The sequence below is a fragment of the Aurantibacillus circumpalustris genome (assembly GCF_029625215.1).
Classification (GTDB): Bacteria; Bacteroidota; Bacteroidia; order B-17B0; family Aurantibacillaceae; genus Aurantibacillus; species Aurantibacillus circumpalustris.
Window position 1 is genome coordinate 2,152,244 of record NZ_CP121197.1, and the last position, 17,405, is coordinate 2,169,648.

At 35.3% G+C, this 17,405-nt stretch carries 11 protein-coding genes; 8 read left to right on the forward strand and 3 right to left on the reverse strand.

What is annotated here, in order from left to right; all coding sequences use genetic code 11:
• Positions 1-2: 2 nt before the first annotated feature.
• A complete protein-coding gene (locus tag P2086_RS09055) occupies positions 3-1,097 on the reverse strand; it encodes a Nif3-like dinuclear metal center hexameric protein (RefSeq protein WP_317900128.1) in 1,095 nt (364 codons plus the stop codon).
• 52 nt (positions 1,098-1,149) lie between these two features.
• Entirely contained in the window at positions 1,150-3,360 is a 2,211-nt protein-coding gene (locus P2086_RS09060; protein WP_317900129.1) for a peptidylprolyl isomerase, read from the reverse strand.
• A 243-nt stretch (positions 3,361-3,603) separates the two neighbouring features.
• Between P2086_RS09060 and dnaE the strand changes: the two genes are divergently transcribed.
• The 5 genes from dnaE (at position 3,604) to P2086_RS09085 (ending at position 13,206) form a co-directional block, all read left to right on the forward strand.
• Positions 3,604-8,094: a DNA polymerase III subunit alpha gene (gene dnaE / locus P2086_RS09065; RefSeq protein WP_317900130.1), complete on the forward strand. Its 4,491-nt coding sequence runs from the start codon at positions 3,604-3,606 to the stop codon at positions 8,092-8,094.
• Positions 8,095-8,180: 86 nt separating this feature from the next.
• Entirely contained in the window at positions 8,181-9,023 is an 843-nt protein-coding gene (locus tag P2086_RS09070) for a T9SS type A sorting domain-containing protein (protein WP_317900131.1), read from the forward strand.
• Positions 9,024-9,161: 138 nt separating this feature from the next.
• Entirely contained in the window at positions 9,162-10,127 is a 966-nt protein-coding gene (locus tag P2086_RS09075) for a YjgN family protein (RefSeq protein WP_317900132.1), read from the forward strand.
• Between the two features lie 2 nt (positions 10,128-10,129).
• Complete coding sequence (locus tag P2086_RS09080) at positions 10,130-11,203, forward strand: M48 family metallopeptidase (RefSeq protein WP_317900133.1); 1,074 nt, start codon at positions 10,130-10,132, stop codon at positions 11,201-11,203.
• Positions 11,204-11,268: 65 nt separating this feature from the next.
• Entirely contained in the window at positions 11,269-13,206 is a 1,938-nt protein-coding gene (locus P2086_RS09085) for an ABC-F family ATP-binding cassette domain-containing protein (protein WP_317900134.1), read from the forward strand.
• Between the two features lie 145 nt (positions 13,207-13,351).
• On the opposite strand, the gene P2086_RS09090 is transcribed toward P2086_RS09085, so the two are convergent.
• Positions 13,352-14,674: a hypothetical protein gene (locus P2086_RS09090; RefSeq protein WP_317900135.1), complete on the reverse strand. Its 1,323-nt coding sequence runs from the start codon at positions 14,672-14,674 to the stop codon at positions 13,352-13,354.
• 194 nt (positions 14,675-14,868) lie between these two features.
• Here P2086_RS09090 and P2086_RS09095 point away from each other — a divergent pair, with 194 nt between their 5' ends.
• From P2086_RS09095 to metK, 3 genes are all read left to right on the forward strand, one after another.
• The gene (locus P2086_RS09095; RefSeq protein ID WP_317900136.1) at positions 14,869-15,636 is read left to right on the forward strand and encodes a CDP-alcohol phosphatidyltransferase family protein; all 768 of its coding nucleotides are present in this window, start codon (positions 14,869-14,871) and stop codon (positions 15,634-15,636) included.
• A 32-nt stretch (positions 15,637-15,668) separates the two neighbouring features.
• Positions 15,669-15,926 (forward strand): phosphoribosylformylglycinamidine synthase subunit PurS, encoded by a 258-nt coding sequence (gene purS / locus P2086_RS09100; protein WP_317900137.1) that lies wholly within the window; start codon positions 15,669-15,671, stop codon positions 15,924-15,926.
• 78 nt (positions 15,927-16,004) lie between these two features.
• Positions 16,005-17,258 carry a methionine adenosyltransferase gene (gene metK, locus P2086_RS09105; RefSeq protein ID WP_317900138.1) on the forward strand — a complete coding sequence of 418 codons (1,254 nt, stop codon included), beginning with the start codon at positions 16,005-16,007 and terminating at the stop codon, positions 17,256-17,258.
• Positions 17,259-17,405: the final 147 nt, after the last annotated feature.

The window sequence follows — 17,405 nt, forward strand, 5'->3', positions numbered from 1 at the left end:
TCTTAAAAATAATTTATCGGATTGGTATTAATTTTCGATAAATGGATTGCAAATGTAGTAAATTTTTTCTGAATTATATCATAAAAAATTTCTGGTGTAAATTGTTCTGATTCATAGTGTCCTGTGTCTACCAATAGAAGTGTTTTTTCAGCATCAAAGTACTCGTGGTACTTAAAATCTGAGGTTATATAAGCATCAGCACCACTAGAAATCGCGTTTTTTAACAAAAACCGACCACTTCCGCCGCAAATTGCTACCTTTTTTATGCTTTTTTGAAGTAAATGTGTGTGTTTAATGGTAGGCACCTGAAACACTTTTTTAACATGATTTAAAAAATCTATTTCCTTTAGGGGCTGCTCAAATTCACCAATCATACCACTACCAATTAGCGCATGCTTATTATCTAATGTGTATATATCATAAGCTATCTCTTCATAAGGATGTGAGCCTAGTAAAGCAGATATAATCTTTGTTTGATTTGCGGATTCAAATAGGGTTTCAATGCGTATTTCTTTTTCTTTGCTTAATTCATTGGCTTTGCCAATAAAGGGTTTGCTTTGTTCATTACCCCTAAAAGTTCCATTACCTTCTAAATTGAAACTACATTGATCGTAGTTACCAATATTACCGGCGCCTGCAGCAAATAAAGCTCTAAGAACGAGTTCATGATGTGAAGCGGGAACGAAACTTACAATTTTTTTAAGTAGATTTTTTTTAGGAGCGAGTATCTTTACGTTCAGTAAGCCAAGTTTTTCAGCGATTTTATTATTAACACCCAGCCTAACGTTGTCCAAATTCGTATGACAAGCATAAATAGCGATATCATTTTTTATAGCCTTAATAATGGTGCGTTCTATATAAGTGCTTCCTGTTATTTTTTTTAAACCGCTAAAAATAATTGGATGATGTGCGATAATAAGATTACATTTTTTCGCGATTGCTTCGTCAACAATTTCCTCGGTGCAATCCAGTGTTAACAGTGCTCCCGTGGCTTGCTCATGTCTGTTGCCGGTTAATAAACCACAGTTGTCGTAATCTTCCTGATAACTTAGTGGTGCAAAAATTTCAAGTGCGTCTATTATTTCTCCTACTGTCATAAACGTGTGGTCAAAAAAAATCCCCTCAAATAGAGGGGATTAATAAATAAAATTAATCAATTCTGGACTTATGAAATTCGATATCCGACATTTCTTTTAAGGCATAGAATGAATCAGAATCAGCTCTTCCGTTCAATTCTCGTTCCATGTCTTTCATTTGGTTTGTGTAATCTTTCATCTCAATGTTTTTCTCAACTGAATTAACTGCCAGTACAAACACACCATTAATTCCAGTAGTTATTTTACTGAGAGCTCCAGCTTTCGTACCAATTGCAGTTCCAACCATAATATTATCAGGACCAACGCCTTCAATCGTATTTTGTTGAGCTATTAAGTCAGAAGATTTTCTCACTTCTAAACCAAGTTTTCCAGCAATTGCTTCAATGCTTTTGTCATTACCCGCTTTATTTTTGAATTCTTCAGTAAACATTTCTGCCTTCTTTGCCTGAGTTGCCTTCATGGTAACATCATCCTTAACTTCTTCAAGCGGAAGAAGACCTTGGTTTTTAATACCGCTTAATTTTGCAACAACGTGCTTATCCGTCATAGTAAAAATTGTAACGTCTCCTTTGTTAGCATTAAACGCCCATTTAACAAGTTCTTTTGCGCCGTCAAGCCCAGATACTTGATAATTACCTTCTTTAATATTGTTAGCCATGCGCGGAATAAGTTTCTGAGCAACAACTGCTTTATCAAACAATTCCGCTGTGTTGTTTTCTCCAGCAAACTGATTTGCAGTTGCGAAAACACGTTGGTTAGTTTCATCGCTAGGACCAATTAATTTAAAAATTTGAGCAACCCTGTAACTGTTGTGGCGAGTTTTACTTACATCCAATACCTCAATAATATGGTATCCAAATTGAGTTTCAACTACAGAAATATTCCCTTTACTACCCATTAAACCAGCATTTTTGAATTGTTCCACAAACCCTTCATTTTCATCAAACCAGCCATAATCTCCACCATTTGTCTTGCTTCCACCGTCATCACTGTAATTTACAACCAGACTGTCGAAAGAAACTTTTTTAGCTTTTAAAAGAACCAAAATACTGTCAGCTTCATTCTTTGCTTGTTCTAAACTACGTTTTGGTTTTTGTTGAGCATCATTAATTCCAACAAGAATGTGACGAATTCTAGCGCTATCAGCCATAGAGTTTATGCCTTGAAGTTTGTATATTTTAAAATAAGCACCTTCGTTATAAGGACCAAAAACGGTTCCTGCAGCAGATGTAAACACGCTTGAGTCACGAATAATCATTGATTTCTTAGTAAAATTTTGGATCATAATAGATCCATTTTCACTTTCCTGAGCCATAAAAGAACTGTCGTCTCTTACCGATAAACCTTTGAATTCAGAAGCCACACGTTGTGCATCGTTCTCAATTTCAGCAAGATCTTCCTTACTTGGTAAAACATTAAATACAACATATTCAGCACTGCGAGTTGCCTCAGAGTTCATGTATTGGTAAGAATGTTCTTTGTAATATTTTTGAATATCAGAATCCGTAACCTTAACCACAGTATCACTCACTGAATCAAAACGTTTTATAATATAAGAAAGTTCTCTTTTTTGATTTTGATTTTGATAGTTTTGTTTTGCTTCTGCCTTTGTAACGTAAAGACCTTTTGTTATTAATGCTCTGAACTTTTCAAAATAACGAGAGTCTTTTACCTGCTCTTCCATACTACGAACCGCCATTTCATTTTCTCCAGTTACGTTTTGTACTGCCTGTCTCCATTTTAATGGGTCAAGTGAACCATCCGGGCGCGAAAATTGTTCGTTTATCTTACCAGTATTGGGATCAGTTAAGTTCTGAATAATTGATTGAGCAGGGTTTACAACAACACTTTCATAAAGCTCATCATCTCCAACCGCAATACCGATTTTATTAAACTGTGGTTTCATAACCAGGTCAATAATGTACTGTTGCCAAATGCCCTCAATTACCTGAGTTTTAGTAGATTCATCAACATCACGACCTTGATTTCTTTGACGGTAGTTGTTTAACTGGTTTTCGAATTTCATTAGAAATTCGTTCCTGTCAATTTTTTTACCATTGATAGAACCGGCATAATTCAAATCACTTCCACCAAAAATGGAAGCCCCTGAACCTAAAAGACTTTCTAAAATAAAAATTAAGAGGGCAACTCCTACTATAGAGACCAGTAAACCCGTTCTTCTTCTGATTTTTTCTAGAACAGACACCTGTTCTTTTTTTCTTTCTGTATCAACTTGTTGCTGAACGTTTTTTTGCTTATTCATTATTTTAGATTACAAATTTTTTAAGACTTGCAAAGATAGTAGTTTAGGTGAAATAGAAAAATGCATCTGCTAAATGTATTTAACTGAAAATAAACGAAATACAATCTTTGCGCCTTTATTAGGCCTAAAATTGCAACAAAATTCAAACTTTGCATTTTTTTCAACACTTAAAAAACAAGCAATATTAAATTCTTAAATTTATTCGATTCTTAAATTGACCTTAATCAATACGATATTCTACCTATGTTCTTAATTTTTGACACCGAAACAACAGGTTTACCAAGAAATTATAACGCTCCTGTTTCTGATTCTGACAACTGGCCGCGCATGGTACAAATTGCTTGGCAGTTGCACGATGCACAAGGCAATTTATTAGAGAACGATTCAATTATTGTAAAACCAGAAGGCTACTCCATTCCTTTTGCAACCATTCAAATTCATGGTATCACTAACGAAAGGGCTAATGAAGAAGGAAGGAATTTAAAAGAAACACTACAAAAGTTTAGCGAAGCGGTTGCCAAATCAACGTATTTATGCGGACATAATATTGAGTTTGATATTAATATTATTGGTGCTGAATTGTTTCGTTGCGGGATAGAAAATCTTCTTGAAACTAAAGCTAGTATTGATACTAAAAACGATCAAACAACCGAATTTTGCGCAATTTCCGGTGGAAGAGGGGGTAAATTTAAATGGCCAACCTTAACCGAATTACATCAAAAGCTATTTAATAAAGGTTTTGATGAAGCTCACAATGCGGCGTTTGACGTTGCGGCTACCGCTAAAGTGTTTTTCGAAATCATTAAACGGGGTATTACCAAAGTACGTGAAATTACCTCAGAGCTACTACCACTATTAAATTACCAAGCACCCGATTTTTCTGAATTAGCAAAGCACGAAGCGTATTGGCGAGAAAGAAAAACTCTCGAAGAGAAACAAAGAGAAGAATTAAAAAAGAAGGAAGAGGCAGAAAAGAAAGTTAATGCAGGAGAAGCAACTCATGCGGGTGCTTCTCATTTCAATTTTAGTCATTTACATAACCATACTCAGTTCTCTGTACTACAATCTACAAGTGATGTTACATCTCTTGTGGCTAAAGCGCTAGAGTTCGGAAGTCCCGGCGTAGCGCTTACCGACCATGGTAATATGTACGGCGCATTTTTATTTTGGAAAGAAATAGATGGGCAGAATAAAAAAATAAAAGAGCACAATGCCACTCTCGCTGAGGATGCAGAAAAGAAACAAGAGTTAAAGTGTATAATCGGTTGTGAGGTAAATATTTGTGTTGATCACAAAGACAAAACAAAAAAAGATAACGGTAACACACAGGTTTTAATTGCCAAGAATAGAAAAGGTTACGAAAATTTATGCCGCATTAGTTCTATTGGTTTGATAGATGGAGCCTATTATGTTCCAAGGATTGATAAGGATATACTTGAAAAATATAAAGAAGGATTAATTGCAACAACAGGCTCATTAAATTCTGAAGTGCCATACACAATTATTAATCTTGGTGAACAGCAGGGTGAAGCGGCATTCTTATGGTATAAAGAACAATTTGGCGAAGATTTTTATGTAGAAATAAACCGTCAGTATCAAACCAAAGATGAAGAGTACGCTAACGAAAAATTATTAGCATTCGCGCGAAAACACAATGTGCCTTATTTTGCAGCCAATAGTAATTATTACATTGATAAAAAAGGTTCTGAAGCGCATGATATTTTATTGTGCGTTAAAGATGGAGAGAAAAAAAGTACAGCTGTTGGAAAAGGTAAAGGTTTACGCTACGGTATGCCAAATCAGGAATTTTATTTTAAATCTCCGGCAGAAATGGCGGTACTTTTCAAAGATCTTCCTGAAGCCTTGCACAACACCAATCTTATTGTAGATAAAATTGAACAATTCAAATTAGGTCGGGAAGTTCTACTTCCAAAATTTGAAATAGCACAAGATTTTATTGATGGAAAAAAAGAAGAGATTGATGCGTCATTTCAAAGAATTGTTGCGTCAAAAGAAAAACAATGGCAGGAAAAAAATTACAGCGATGTCGTAATTAATGACCTTAAAGCTGAGATGCGGATTATTGCTGAACAGTTTGTTTACATGACAGAGTTAACATACATCGGCGCAGCAAAACGTTACCCTGATTTAACGCCTGAAATTAAAGAACGCATCGATTTTGAATTAGCTACTATTGAAAGAATGGGATATCCCGGTTACTTTTTAATTGTAGCCGATTTTATTAGTGAAGCTAGACGTTTAGGCGTTTCCGTTGGTCCGGGACGTGGATCGGCTGCTGGTTCTGCGATTGCCTATTGTTTAGGAATTACAAATGTAGATCCCATTAAGTTTGATTTACTCTTTGAGCGTTTCTTAAATCCAGATCGTATTTCAATGCCCGATATTGATATTGATTTTGATGATGAAGGTCGTGGCAAAGTAATTGATTATGTAATTAATAAATACGGATCTAACCAGGTTGCGCAAATTATTACCTATGGAACAATGGGCGGTAAGTCTGCCATCAAAGATACAGCAAGGGTTTTAGACTTACCTCTTGATGATGCGAACCGTCTCACAAAAATGTTTCCAGATAGTTTAGATGCTAAACTAAAAGCATTATTAAAGCCAGGAGGAATTGATGTAAAATATTTAGGCAAGATAGAAGGCAAACGCGAGGTCATTGATCAATCACACACATTCAGAAAATTAGCAGAGGAAAAAACGCCAGAAGCCGACGTTTTAAAACAAGCCTACGAATTAGAAGGTTGCTTGCGTAACACGGGTATTCATGCTTGCGGCGTTATCATCACACCGGGTGAAATGGTGAAGTACGTTCCTGTTACAAAGGGAAAAGAAAGTGAAATGCTCGTAACCCAATTTGATAACTCTGTGGCAGAAAGCGCCGGTTTATTAAAAATGGACTTTCTTGGCTTACGTACATTAACCATTATTAAAGATGCCATCTCTTTCATCAAACAAACAAAAGGCATTGAAATTGATATTGACGCGATTTCTCTTGAAGATGAAAAGACCTACGAACTTTTTCAACGTGGTGAAACCAACGGTATTTTCCAGTATGAAAGTGCTGGAATGCAAAAATCTTTGAAGGAATTAAAACCCGATGCATTCACTGATTTAATTGCAATGAATGCACTTTACCGTCCGGGTCCTATTGCATACATTCCTAATTACATTAATCGTAAACATGGTCGAGAGCTTGTTACCTATGACTTAGAGGGAATGGATGAGTTTTTGAAAGAGACTTATGGCATTACGGTTTATCAGGAACAGGTAATGCGTTTGAGTCAGAAACTTGCAAACTTTACCAAAGGTGACGCCGACGTTTTGAGGAAGGCTATGGGTAAGAAGGATAAAAAAACGCTGGATAAATTAAAGCCTTTATTTATTGAAAACGCAACCAAAAATGGTCATGACGCCACAGTGCTTGAAAAAGTTTGGAAAGATTGGGAGGCCTTTGCTTCTTATGCTTTCAACAAATCGCATTCAACATGTTATGCTTATGTTGCTTTTCAAACTGCTTATTTAAAAGCGCATTATCCAAGCGAATACATGGCTTCTACTTTAAATCATTCAGGAAGCATTGAAGCCATTTCTTTTTTTATGGAAGAATGTAAACGCATGGGCATTCGTGTATTAGGTCCTGATATTAACGAAGGATTTTCAAAATTCATGGTAACTCCTAATGGGGATATTCGCTTTGGAATGGCCAGTATTAAAGGAGTAGGGGAGAACACTGTAAAAAATATTATTGATCAGCGAAACGAAAATGGAAATTTTGTTTCAGTATTTGATCTCGCACAAAGATTGGATAGTAAAAGCATTAATAAAAAATCTCTAGAAGGTCTCGCGCTTGCTGGTGGCTTCGATAGTTTTGTAGGGGTGCACCGTGCCATGTTTTTTGTGCCGGATATTGCAGATGGTTTAACGCTGACGGACAAAATGATTAAGTACAGTAACCAAATGAGCAATGGTAACGATACTTCGCAAGCGAGTTTATTTGGTGGCGATGATGAAATTGAAATTACTGAACCGCAGTTGCCAACTAAAGTAGAACCTTGGAGTGCGCTTGAACAATTGAGCCGTGAAAAAGAGGTGGTTGGGTTTTTTATTAGCGGACATCCTTTAGATCCGTTTAAAACGGTGATTGAACATCGCTGCAATGCGAACTGTGCGCAATTGAAAGCAGGACTAGAACCTTTTAAAAATCGCGAAGTTATTTTTGGTGGTATTGTTATTGGTTTTGAAAATCGTACCAGTAAAACAGGTAATGCCTTTGGTAAACTCATTATTGAAGATTACAACGGAACGGTAGAGATAATGCTATTTGGTAAAGATTTTATCGAGTACAATAAATACATGGTGCAAGGACTTTTTATTTTTGTAAAAGCACGTGTGCAAGAACGTTACAATCAACCTGGAAGTCTTGAGATTAAACTCAGTAAAATTGAGTTATTAGATGAGGTAAAGAAAAATGCCTTCAATCTCATTAAACTAAAAATTAAACTCAGTAAGCTCGATGAGGCAATGGTTTTGAAATTAGAAGGCTTGATGAATCGTTTCGAAGGTAAGAGCAGTGTTGAGTTTTATGTGGAAGACGAAGAACAACACCAAAACATAAAATTATTTTCTAAGAAAAATAAAATAGCAATCGATAATGAGTTTTTAATGGAGTTGGAAAAGTTCACCGAAGTGCAATATGATTTGAATTAAGAGACACCTAAATTTTTTTAAAAAAACCAGTGCTAGCACTGGTTTTTTTGTTATGTTTATAGCTTAAACTTTTATCCAAAAATCCAATGAAAAATTTTATTCTTTCCTTAGCGGTAATGATTTCTACGAGTATGTTTTCGCAAATTTCTCTCAATCACACGCATAGTGAGAGACGCTTTCTCACAAAGCTCGATTACGGAGGGTATGTATTTTATAGTATTAATCCCGCAACAGAAACTATTGATCTATTCGATCCGGGTTCGAATACGTTAATAAATGCGATTGCCGTTCCAAATTTTACGACCGCGGACCTTACTGAAATTTATTTGAGTGATAATTTATTCGACACAGATAACCTGATTGAGTTTTTACTTTTTAGAGTGCGTCCGAATAATACACTCGATCTTGAAATTTATAATGAATTAGGAACACTTATTTTTTCAGCTACAAACTGCGCTGCCCTCAATTACATTAGTGGCTCTATGCACATTCCCGTTTTTAGAAATGATAATATGATTTTTTTCGACGGTATGAGTGCCAAGATGCGCGTTGCGAAGGTAATATCCCCATATGTTTACACCTATGAGGTGTATTATCTACCTGGTTCTCTTCCTTGTATTGAGTGTTCCCCTGGAGGAGTGACCGTTGGTAATAAATCAAACAAGATAAGTAAATCAGAAGTTAATTTTTTTCCAAATCCAGTTAAAGATGAAGAACGCTTGAAATTAAATTACTCTATCCCAGCGACGACAAAAAACGCACGGGTTAAAATTTATGATATGAATGGAAAGCTAATGGATGATCTCCGCATATCTTCTGGATCTGATTATATTTTATTACCCTCTTCATACGATAACGGCTTGTATTTATATTCTTTAGAAATCGACGGAAAAGTAATTAAAAACGAAAAAATTATTCTTGATAAATAATTTTAAGAACGCGTTTCCTGCTTTGGATAAGTTTTAATATAACACCAGATGTTTCGAAAATGGTGCAAAACATAATTATAATTAACCAGCCTAAAAGCTGGTTTTTTTTATTATGTTTATATCTTAAACCCCAGCAAAATGGAAATTATACACAACAGAGAATTTAAAAAACTCCTAAAGTTTAACGGTGATCACAGTACCTTAGTTGGACTGCGTATCTTAAACAATGTATTAAAAGTGATTACACTCGGATTGTACTACCCTTGGGCCCGAGCTTCTGTATTGCAATACATGTATGGTGAAGCAGAGTATTTGGAAACAAGATTTGTATTTCACGGAACGGGAAAAGAAATGTTTAGAGGTTTTATAAAAGCGCTTGCCATTTTTCTCGTACTTTATGGGTTTTTGTTTTTTTGTATTTTCACAAAACAGCCAATGATGGCAGTTGTAGGTGGTATCGTTTTCTATATTGGTATTTTATTGCTTGTTCCACTTGCAATTCATGGTTCGCAACGTTACCGTTTATCACGAACATCCTGGAGAGGCATTCACTTTGGCTACAGAGGTGATTTAAAAGAATTTGTTAAGTTGTTTATTGGACATGGCTTACTTAGCATGTTAACATTGGGTATATATGGCCCTTGGTTCAGGGTTAAAATGAAAGAATATATTTATGGCAATATGCGTTTCGGAAATATTGAATTTAAATTCACTGGAAAGGGTGGCGATCTTTTTTTAATTCGTTTAAAGGGAATCTTTTTATCCATTATCACTTTGGGTATTTACTCATTTTGGTTTTTAAAGGAGCTGGTTGAATTTGAATTAAAAAATATAAAAATTATTCAGGACGGTGTAGAAATTAATATGCGCTCAACACTTTCGGCTGGAAAAATTTTCGGAATGGTTTTTGTAAATTATTTAATTGTCATCTTCACCTTGGGTTTAGCTACAGGAGTTGCAATAAATAGAATTATGCGCGTTGCTTTTGAAAATATTGAATTTGATCTTCCAATTAATCCAGATAAATTAATGCAAACCGAAGATGAATACAAAGATGCTACAGGTGATGACCTTGCGGGGATGTTGGATATTGATTTCGCTTAATAATGGATAGTACTGGCGTCTATAACGACGGTTTTTCGGCAAGGCAAATTAATTGCACCATCAGTGTTACGAATGGTCATTTACACATCTACCTTCAAAACGAAACCCGTGATTTATTAATTTGGGATCTAAAAAATCTTAAGTCCTGTCATTTAAATGGTTCGCATATCATAATTAAGTATGGTGAGTATCCTCATCATACCCTAGAATGTAATGGAGAAGTAGCCAAAGAAATTTATAGAATTTGGAGTGGAAACCATTTCATACGAAAAGCCGAAGGTCTTACATTCAGTAGCAAAAGGGTAATGGTTATTTCTCTTATCGTTTTGTTTATAGCACTAGGCGTATTTACCTTGTTTTATGTGCTGCCTTGGGCAGGTGAAAAGGCCGCAAACCTTATACCCATTAGTACAGAAGTTCAACTCGGTGAAAGCATTGGTGAAATGTATGCCAAAGAAAGTGACATGAATGATTCTGCCAATTATTATATGCACCAATTTGTAAAACAACTTGAGCTGGACGATACTTATAAAATCGATGTAAAAGTTGTACAATCAGAAGATATCAATGCGTTTGCTTTGCCGGGTGGAAAAATATTTGTGTATTCGGGTATTATTGAAAAAATGGAAAATTATGAGGAGTTAGTTGCTCTGCTAGGACATGAAGTGACTCACGTTTTAAATCGCCATTCATTAAAAAATATTTGCAGAAGTGCTGCCACAAGTATTGTTGTTGCGAGTTTGTTCGGTGATGTTACGGGTATTGGCGCTGGAATACTATCACAAGCAGAACAATTTAAACAACTCGACTATTCACGAGATTTGGAAACGGAAGCCGATAATAATGGACTTCAGATTATGGTAGAGAATAAAGTAAATCCGCAAGGAATGCTTGATTTGCTGCGCTTACTAAAAGAAGAAGGAACGGAAATGCCTAAATTTATGAAATACCTGAGCACACATCCTGATACTGATTCAAGAATTTCCAATATTTTAAATAATCCGGAATTGAAAAACGAGTTCCCTGAAAATGAAAAGTTAAAGGAGCTTTTTATCAAGGTGAAAGGCTGTATTTAAGGATTGGCAAGTGTTTTAAAAATCCCCTAAAATATCCTATCTTTGCCCCCTAATTTCAGAAAAAAATGATCTCAGTTAATGGCGTTACGGTGAGTTTTGGCGGGTACGACTTGTTCGACAATATTTCCTTTTTAATAAACCCGAAAGATAGAATTGGTTTGGCCGGAAAAAACGGCGCAGGTAAATCTACTTTGCTTAAAATTTTATCGGGAAATCAGAATCCTACCAAGGGAGATATTTCCATGCCTAAGACCTGCAAGATCGGTTATTTGCCACAAGATATGATTCACCAACATGGTCGCACCGTGTTTGAAGAAACGGAATCTGCTTTTGAAGAAATTCAACAGTTAGAGAATCGTATTATTGAGATTAATCACCAATTTGAAACACGCACCGATTACGAAAGCAAAGAATATTCTCAATTAATAGAAGAACAAACGGATGTTTACACACGTTTGGATATGCTTGGTGCAAGCAATGTGCACGAGGAAATTGAAAAGATATTAAAAGGTTTAGGTTTCGATCGCAAAGATTTTGACCGTCAAACAGCTGAATTTAGTGGTGGTTGGAGAATGCGTATTGAATTAGCAAAATTGCTTTTACAAAAACCCGATGTGTTATTATTAGATGAGCCCACCAATCACCTGGATATTGAAGCCATTATGTGGTTGGAAGAATTTATGGAAACGTTCTCTGGTTCTGTATTACTAATTAGTCACGATAAAACATTTTTAGATAATGTAACCAATCGTACCATTGAAATTTCTAATCAAAAAATTTACGATTACAAAACAAATTATTCTCGCTATTTAGTTCTTCGTAAAGAACGTCGTGAACAACAAGAAAATGCTGCTAAAAACCAACAAAAAATAATTGATCAAACCGAAGTACTCATTGATAAATACCGTGCTAAGGCCAGCAAAGCAGCATTCGCACAATCTTTGATTAAGAAGTTAGATCGTATGGAGCGTGTTGAGGTAGACGATGACGATACACAAAGTATGAACTTCCGTTTTCCTGCGCCAGCGCATAGCGGCAAGATTGTATTGACCGTGGAAAACGCTGCTAAAAATTACGGACCAAAACATATTTTTTCAGGCGCAGAATTTATTATCACGAAAGGTGAGAAGATTGGATTAGTGGGACGTAACGGTGAAGGAAAAAGTACCATGATGAAGATGATTGCCAAAAAAGTAGACTTCGATGGTAAAATCACTTTAGGGCACAGTGTTTTGATGGGTTATTTTGAGCAAGATCAAGAAGAAAAATTAGATCCAAAGAAAACAGTTTTTGAAACGATTGATGAAGCTGCAGTTGGCGAGGTGCGTCGTCAGGTACGCGGATTGTTAGGTTCCTTTTTATTTAGAGGTGACGATATTGATAAAAAAGTTCAGGTGTTAAGTGGGGGAGAACGTGGTCGTTTAGCATTATGCAAATTATTGCTAGAGCCTTACAATCTTTTATTAATGGATGAGCCAACGAATCACTTGGATATCCGTTCGAAAGATATTTTAAAGCGTGCTTTAATTGATTATGAAGGAACGGTAATCATGGTGAGTCACGATAGAGATTTTATGAAAGGAATTTGCGATCGTTTATTCGAATTCCGCGAAGGCAAGGTAAAAGAGTACTTATGCGACATTGAAGAATTCATGCAAATACGTAAAGTAGAACGCTTAAATGAACTGGATTTGGATAAAACGGGTAGGGTACAGGAGACAGTTGTTCAGTCTGCAGGAAGCAGTAAGCAGGTGGCAGCGAGTAGTGAGCAGAAATCGAATGAAGCTGAGCAAAAACAAATTCGTAATCAAATAAAAAAGTCGGAAGAAACAATTTCTAGTTTAGAAGAGAAGATAAAAGCTTGTGACGATAAATTAGCAAATGCTGATGAATACGAAAAGCTGATGAATGATAAAACTTTTTTCGCCGACTACGAGAAATTGAAAAAGGACCTTGAAGCGGAGATGGAGAAGTGGGAAGAGTTAAGCGGGAAATTGCTGTAGGGCAATGTATCTCGTAATTTGCACCTTGTAACTTGTCTGGATGTTTAAAAAAAACAGGACTTATAGGCAAAGTTAAGCACGCAAACAAGGCACGGTGTACAAGTTACAGCAAGAAGGGTGATAAACGAATGCTAGCTATCAGCCACTAAAGCCCCTCATTCACCTTTAAAATCAAAGTCCCAGTTTCTTTAAAAAATTCTACCGCTTTAAATTTCACCGGATTGTTTTTGTAATAACTCAAATTATATGGAGGAAATAGTATCAAATAATCAAATTCCTTAAGTTCATTCCTATTGTCACTTAAGCCTTTCGGGTGATGTGTGTTAATAGAAACTCCTTTAAAATTATAATGGTATTTGTCAGTCATCTGATAATAATTCCTGAAACCTCCATATAATTCGGGACTTATGCCCACTTTAACGGCATTCAAAGCTTCTACTTTATCAAAGCTCTTTTTTAGATCAGCTTGTATATGAAAATCAAAAACTGAGTTTAAATTCATTGATAAAATAAAATTAAGCGCTAATAAACTCGATATTAAATAAAAAAGAATTGGTTTTATAAATCCTGATTTAAAAATTTTATTGAGCATATAAATAAAACAGACCGCACTTGTAGGGAAAAGAAAAATGGCACTACGGTAATAAGGAAATACAACGTGGAAAAGATATCGGTTAATAAAAGTTACACTCAACATTGTAAGTAAGATGATGCTTGTGTAATACCAGATTCTATTTTGTTTCGCGTTTCGACTGAAGATGCCAAGCATGCAGGAAAGAGCGAGTAGAATGAAAATTGTAATTGAGAGAAAATTTAATAAAGTTTCATTTATTTGAGAATGGTAAAGAAGCCCTTGGCTAAAAACCTGAAAATACTCTAAAAAATGATCGGTGCCTGCTCCAACAACATCGTTTGAACAAATGGTCATAAAAATAAAAGCTCTAATAACGATGGCTGAAATAAGAATAACATAAGTAACATCCCTGTAAAAAACCCATGAACGAAATATTTGTAGTCCATTTTTAAAATGCACAACAAAAAAATAAACAATAGCAAAAGCCATAAAAAAGTAAATAAAACTAAAGTTGGAAAGGGGGCTGAGTCCAGAAAAAATAAGCCCAAAAAAAGCTTGTTTTAAATTGTTGTTCTTAAGCGATAATATAAAAAGGAGTAGAGCGAGTGCTTGGAACATAAGTCCTGGTGAGTAACCACGAGCTAATCCAAGATAATCGAGGATATAAGGATTTAATAAAAGAACAGAAAAAATTAAGAATTTAAGATGAGTTGGTTCGATCGACCTGATCCAAATAAGTACAACCACAAAAAAAGTAAACGTTGAAAGGGTACTAAACCAGCGAATTTGCCAGAGACTTTCGGCCTTAAAAAGAATAGCGATTTTAATTGCTATACTGTTAATCCAATGAGTATTACCAGTGCAGAGGGCTTCGGTATACCAGAATTTTTTCATGTTGTAGAATGAGTAAGCTTCATCGTGGGTAATGTCTACCAAAGTCGTTCTTAAGAAAACGTAAATAAACAGACTACAGATTAACAGTAGTATAAAAGTATCGGTTTTGCTGAGCTTCCCCACGATTTAAATATAATTTAAAAGGAAGTAAAACACTAGTTTTATTAATATTATATTTGTTTTCTCGAAATAAAATGGAACTTAAAAAACATATACCAAATGCACTTACTTGCGGGAATTTATTCTTTGGATGTTTGGCTTTGGTTCAGGCTTTTAATAATGATTTGGTTTACACCGCTTATTTTGTAGCCATTGCTTTAGTGTTGGATTTTTTTGATGGTTTTGTCGCAAGATTATTGAAAGTGTGCTCTCCAATAGGCAAGGATTTAGATAGCTTAGCAGACATGGTCACTTTTGGCGTGGTGCCTGGCGTGGTGATGTTTCAACTCTTAAATGCGGCTTTTCTGAGCGTGTTAAATACAACTGATTTGTCGGGCGATGTAGGAATTAGCCCAAATTATTCTGGTATTCAAACCGAAGCGTATTTCGGGTTTATTATCACCATTTTTTCGTGTATACGTTTGGCGAGATTTAATAACGACACCCGTCAATCTACTTCTTTTATAGGGCTGCCAACGCCTGCTAACACCATGGTTATTTGTTCATTACCTTTGATTTTGGCTTTTCAGCCAGAGTTGCATTTTGCTACTAAATTAATAGAAAATCCAGCGTTTTTAATTGCATTCTCCTGTATCATGAGTTATTTATTACTAGCTGAAATTCCTTTGTTTGCGCTAAAATTCAAGAATTTTGCTTGGTCCGATAACAAAATAGTGTATCTTTTTTTACTGGTGGCGGTGGTTCTGCTCTTTGGTCTGAATGTGATAGCGGTGCCGCTGATTATTCTTCTTTATATTTTAATAAGTATTGTGAATAACATATTTTTAAAGAATAAAGTTTAATTCTATTTTTGTTGCTCAAAATTTTAAAAAAGATGACAAAGTTTATTGCAGATATTGATGTAATGCCGATGAAAGCATTATTAGATCCACAAGGAAAAGCGGTTACGGGATCGATGAAAAATTTAAATCTTTCTGAGATTGAAAATGTACGTATTGGCAAACACATTACTTTAGAAATTAGTGCTGCTGATGAAGCTGCTGCGAATGCTAAGGTTGACGAGGCGTGCAAGAAATTATTGTGCAATCAAATCATGGAGTTTTACGAATTTAAATTGACAGCAGTTAAATAATTTGTAATTATTCTGTTTTAGAATATTAAAATATAATCAATCTAATAATTTATAAAATCAAAAAATAACCAAACAACAATGGGATATTTATTTACATCAGAGTCAGTTTCAGAAGGACATCCAGATAAGGTAGCAGATCAAATTTCTGACGCTTTAATCGACAATTTTTTAGCATTCGATCCGAATAGTAAGGTTGCATGTGAAACTTTAGTAACCACGGGTCAAGTAGTTTTAGCGGGTGAAGTTAAATCCAAAGCATATTTAGATGTGCAGGAAATTGCACGTGAGGTGATCCGTAGAATTGGATACACAAAATCAGAGTACATGTTTGAAGCAAATTCTTGCGGAATTCTTTCTGCAATTCATGAGCAATCTTCTGATATTAATCAGGGAGTTGATCGTAAGAAAAAAGAAGAGCAAGGTGCTGGTGATCAGGGAATGATGTTTGGTTATGCGACCAACGAAACAGATAATTACATGCCTTTGGCTTTAGATTTAGCACATGGTATTTTAATTGAGTTGGCTGCATTGCGTAGAGAAAATAAACAAATAAAATATTTACGTCCCGATGCTAAATCACAAGTTACTTTAGAGTACAGTGATGATAATGTACCTGTTCGTATTGATGCTATTGTTGTTTCAACACAGCACGATGATTTTGATTCAGAACCAAAAATGTTGGCCAAGATTAAAAAAGACATCATTGATATTTTAATCCCTCGTGTAAAGAAAAAATATCCAAAGTATGCTCACCTGTTCAATAACAAAATTAATTACCATATTAACCCTACTGGAAAATTCGTAATTGGTGGGCCACATGGTGATACTGGTTTAACAGGTCGTAAAATTATTGTAGATACATACGGCGGAAAAGGTGCTCACGGTGGTGGTGCTTTCTCTGGAAAGGATCCGAGTAAAGTAGATCGTTCAGCAGCTTATGCAACGCGTCATATCGCTAAAAATTTAGTAGCGGCAGGCGTTTGTTCAGAAGTATTAGTTCAGGTTTCTTATGCCATAGGTGTTGCACAACCAATGGGTATTTTTATTGATACTTATGGTACCGCAAAAGTAAAAATGACCGACGGTCAAATTGCGAAGATTGTTGAAAGTGTATTTGATATGCGTCCGTACTTTATTGAACAACGTTTTAAATTGCGTACACCAATGTATAGCGAAACAGCTGCTTATGGTCATATGGGACGTAAAAACGAAATAGTTACCAAAACCTTTAAAACCCCTGATGGAAAATCAAAAACAATGAAAGTTGAATTGTTTACCTGGGAGAAATTAGATTATGTTTCAAAAGTTAAATCTGCTTTCAAGATTAAATAATAATTAATTTTATTTTTTTATTAAGGCTGTCATTATTGAAATGGCGGCCTTTTTTGTTAAATTATTAATTAGTAGTTAATTATATTCCTGAAATATTTGTAGATAAGATTATCCTAAATTTTATAGTAGATGGATTTTATTGGCTTA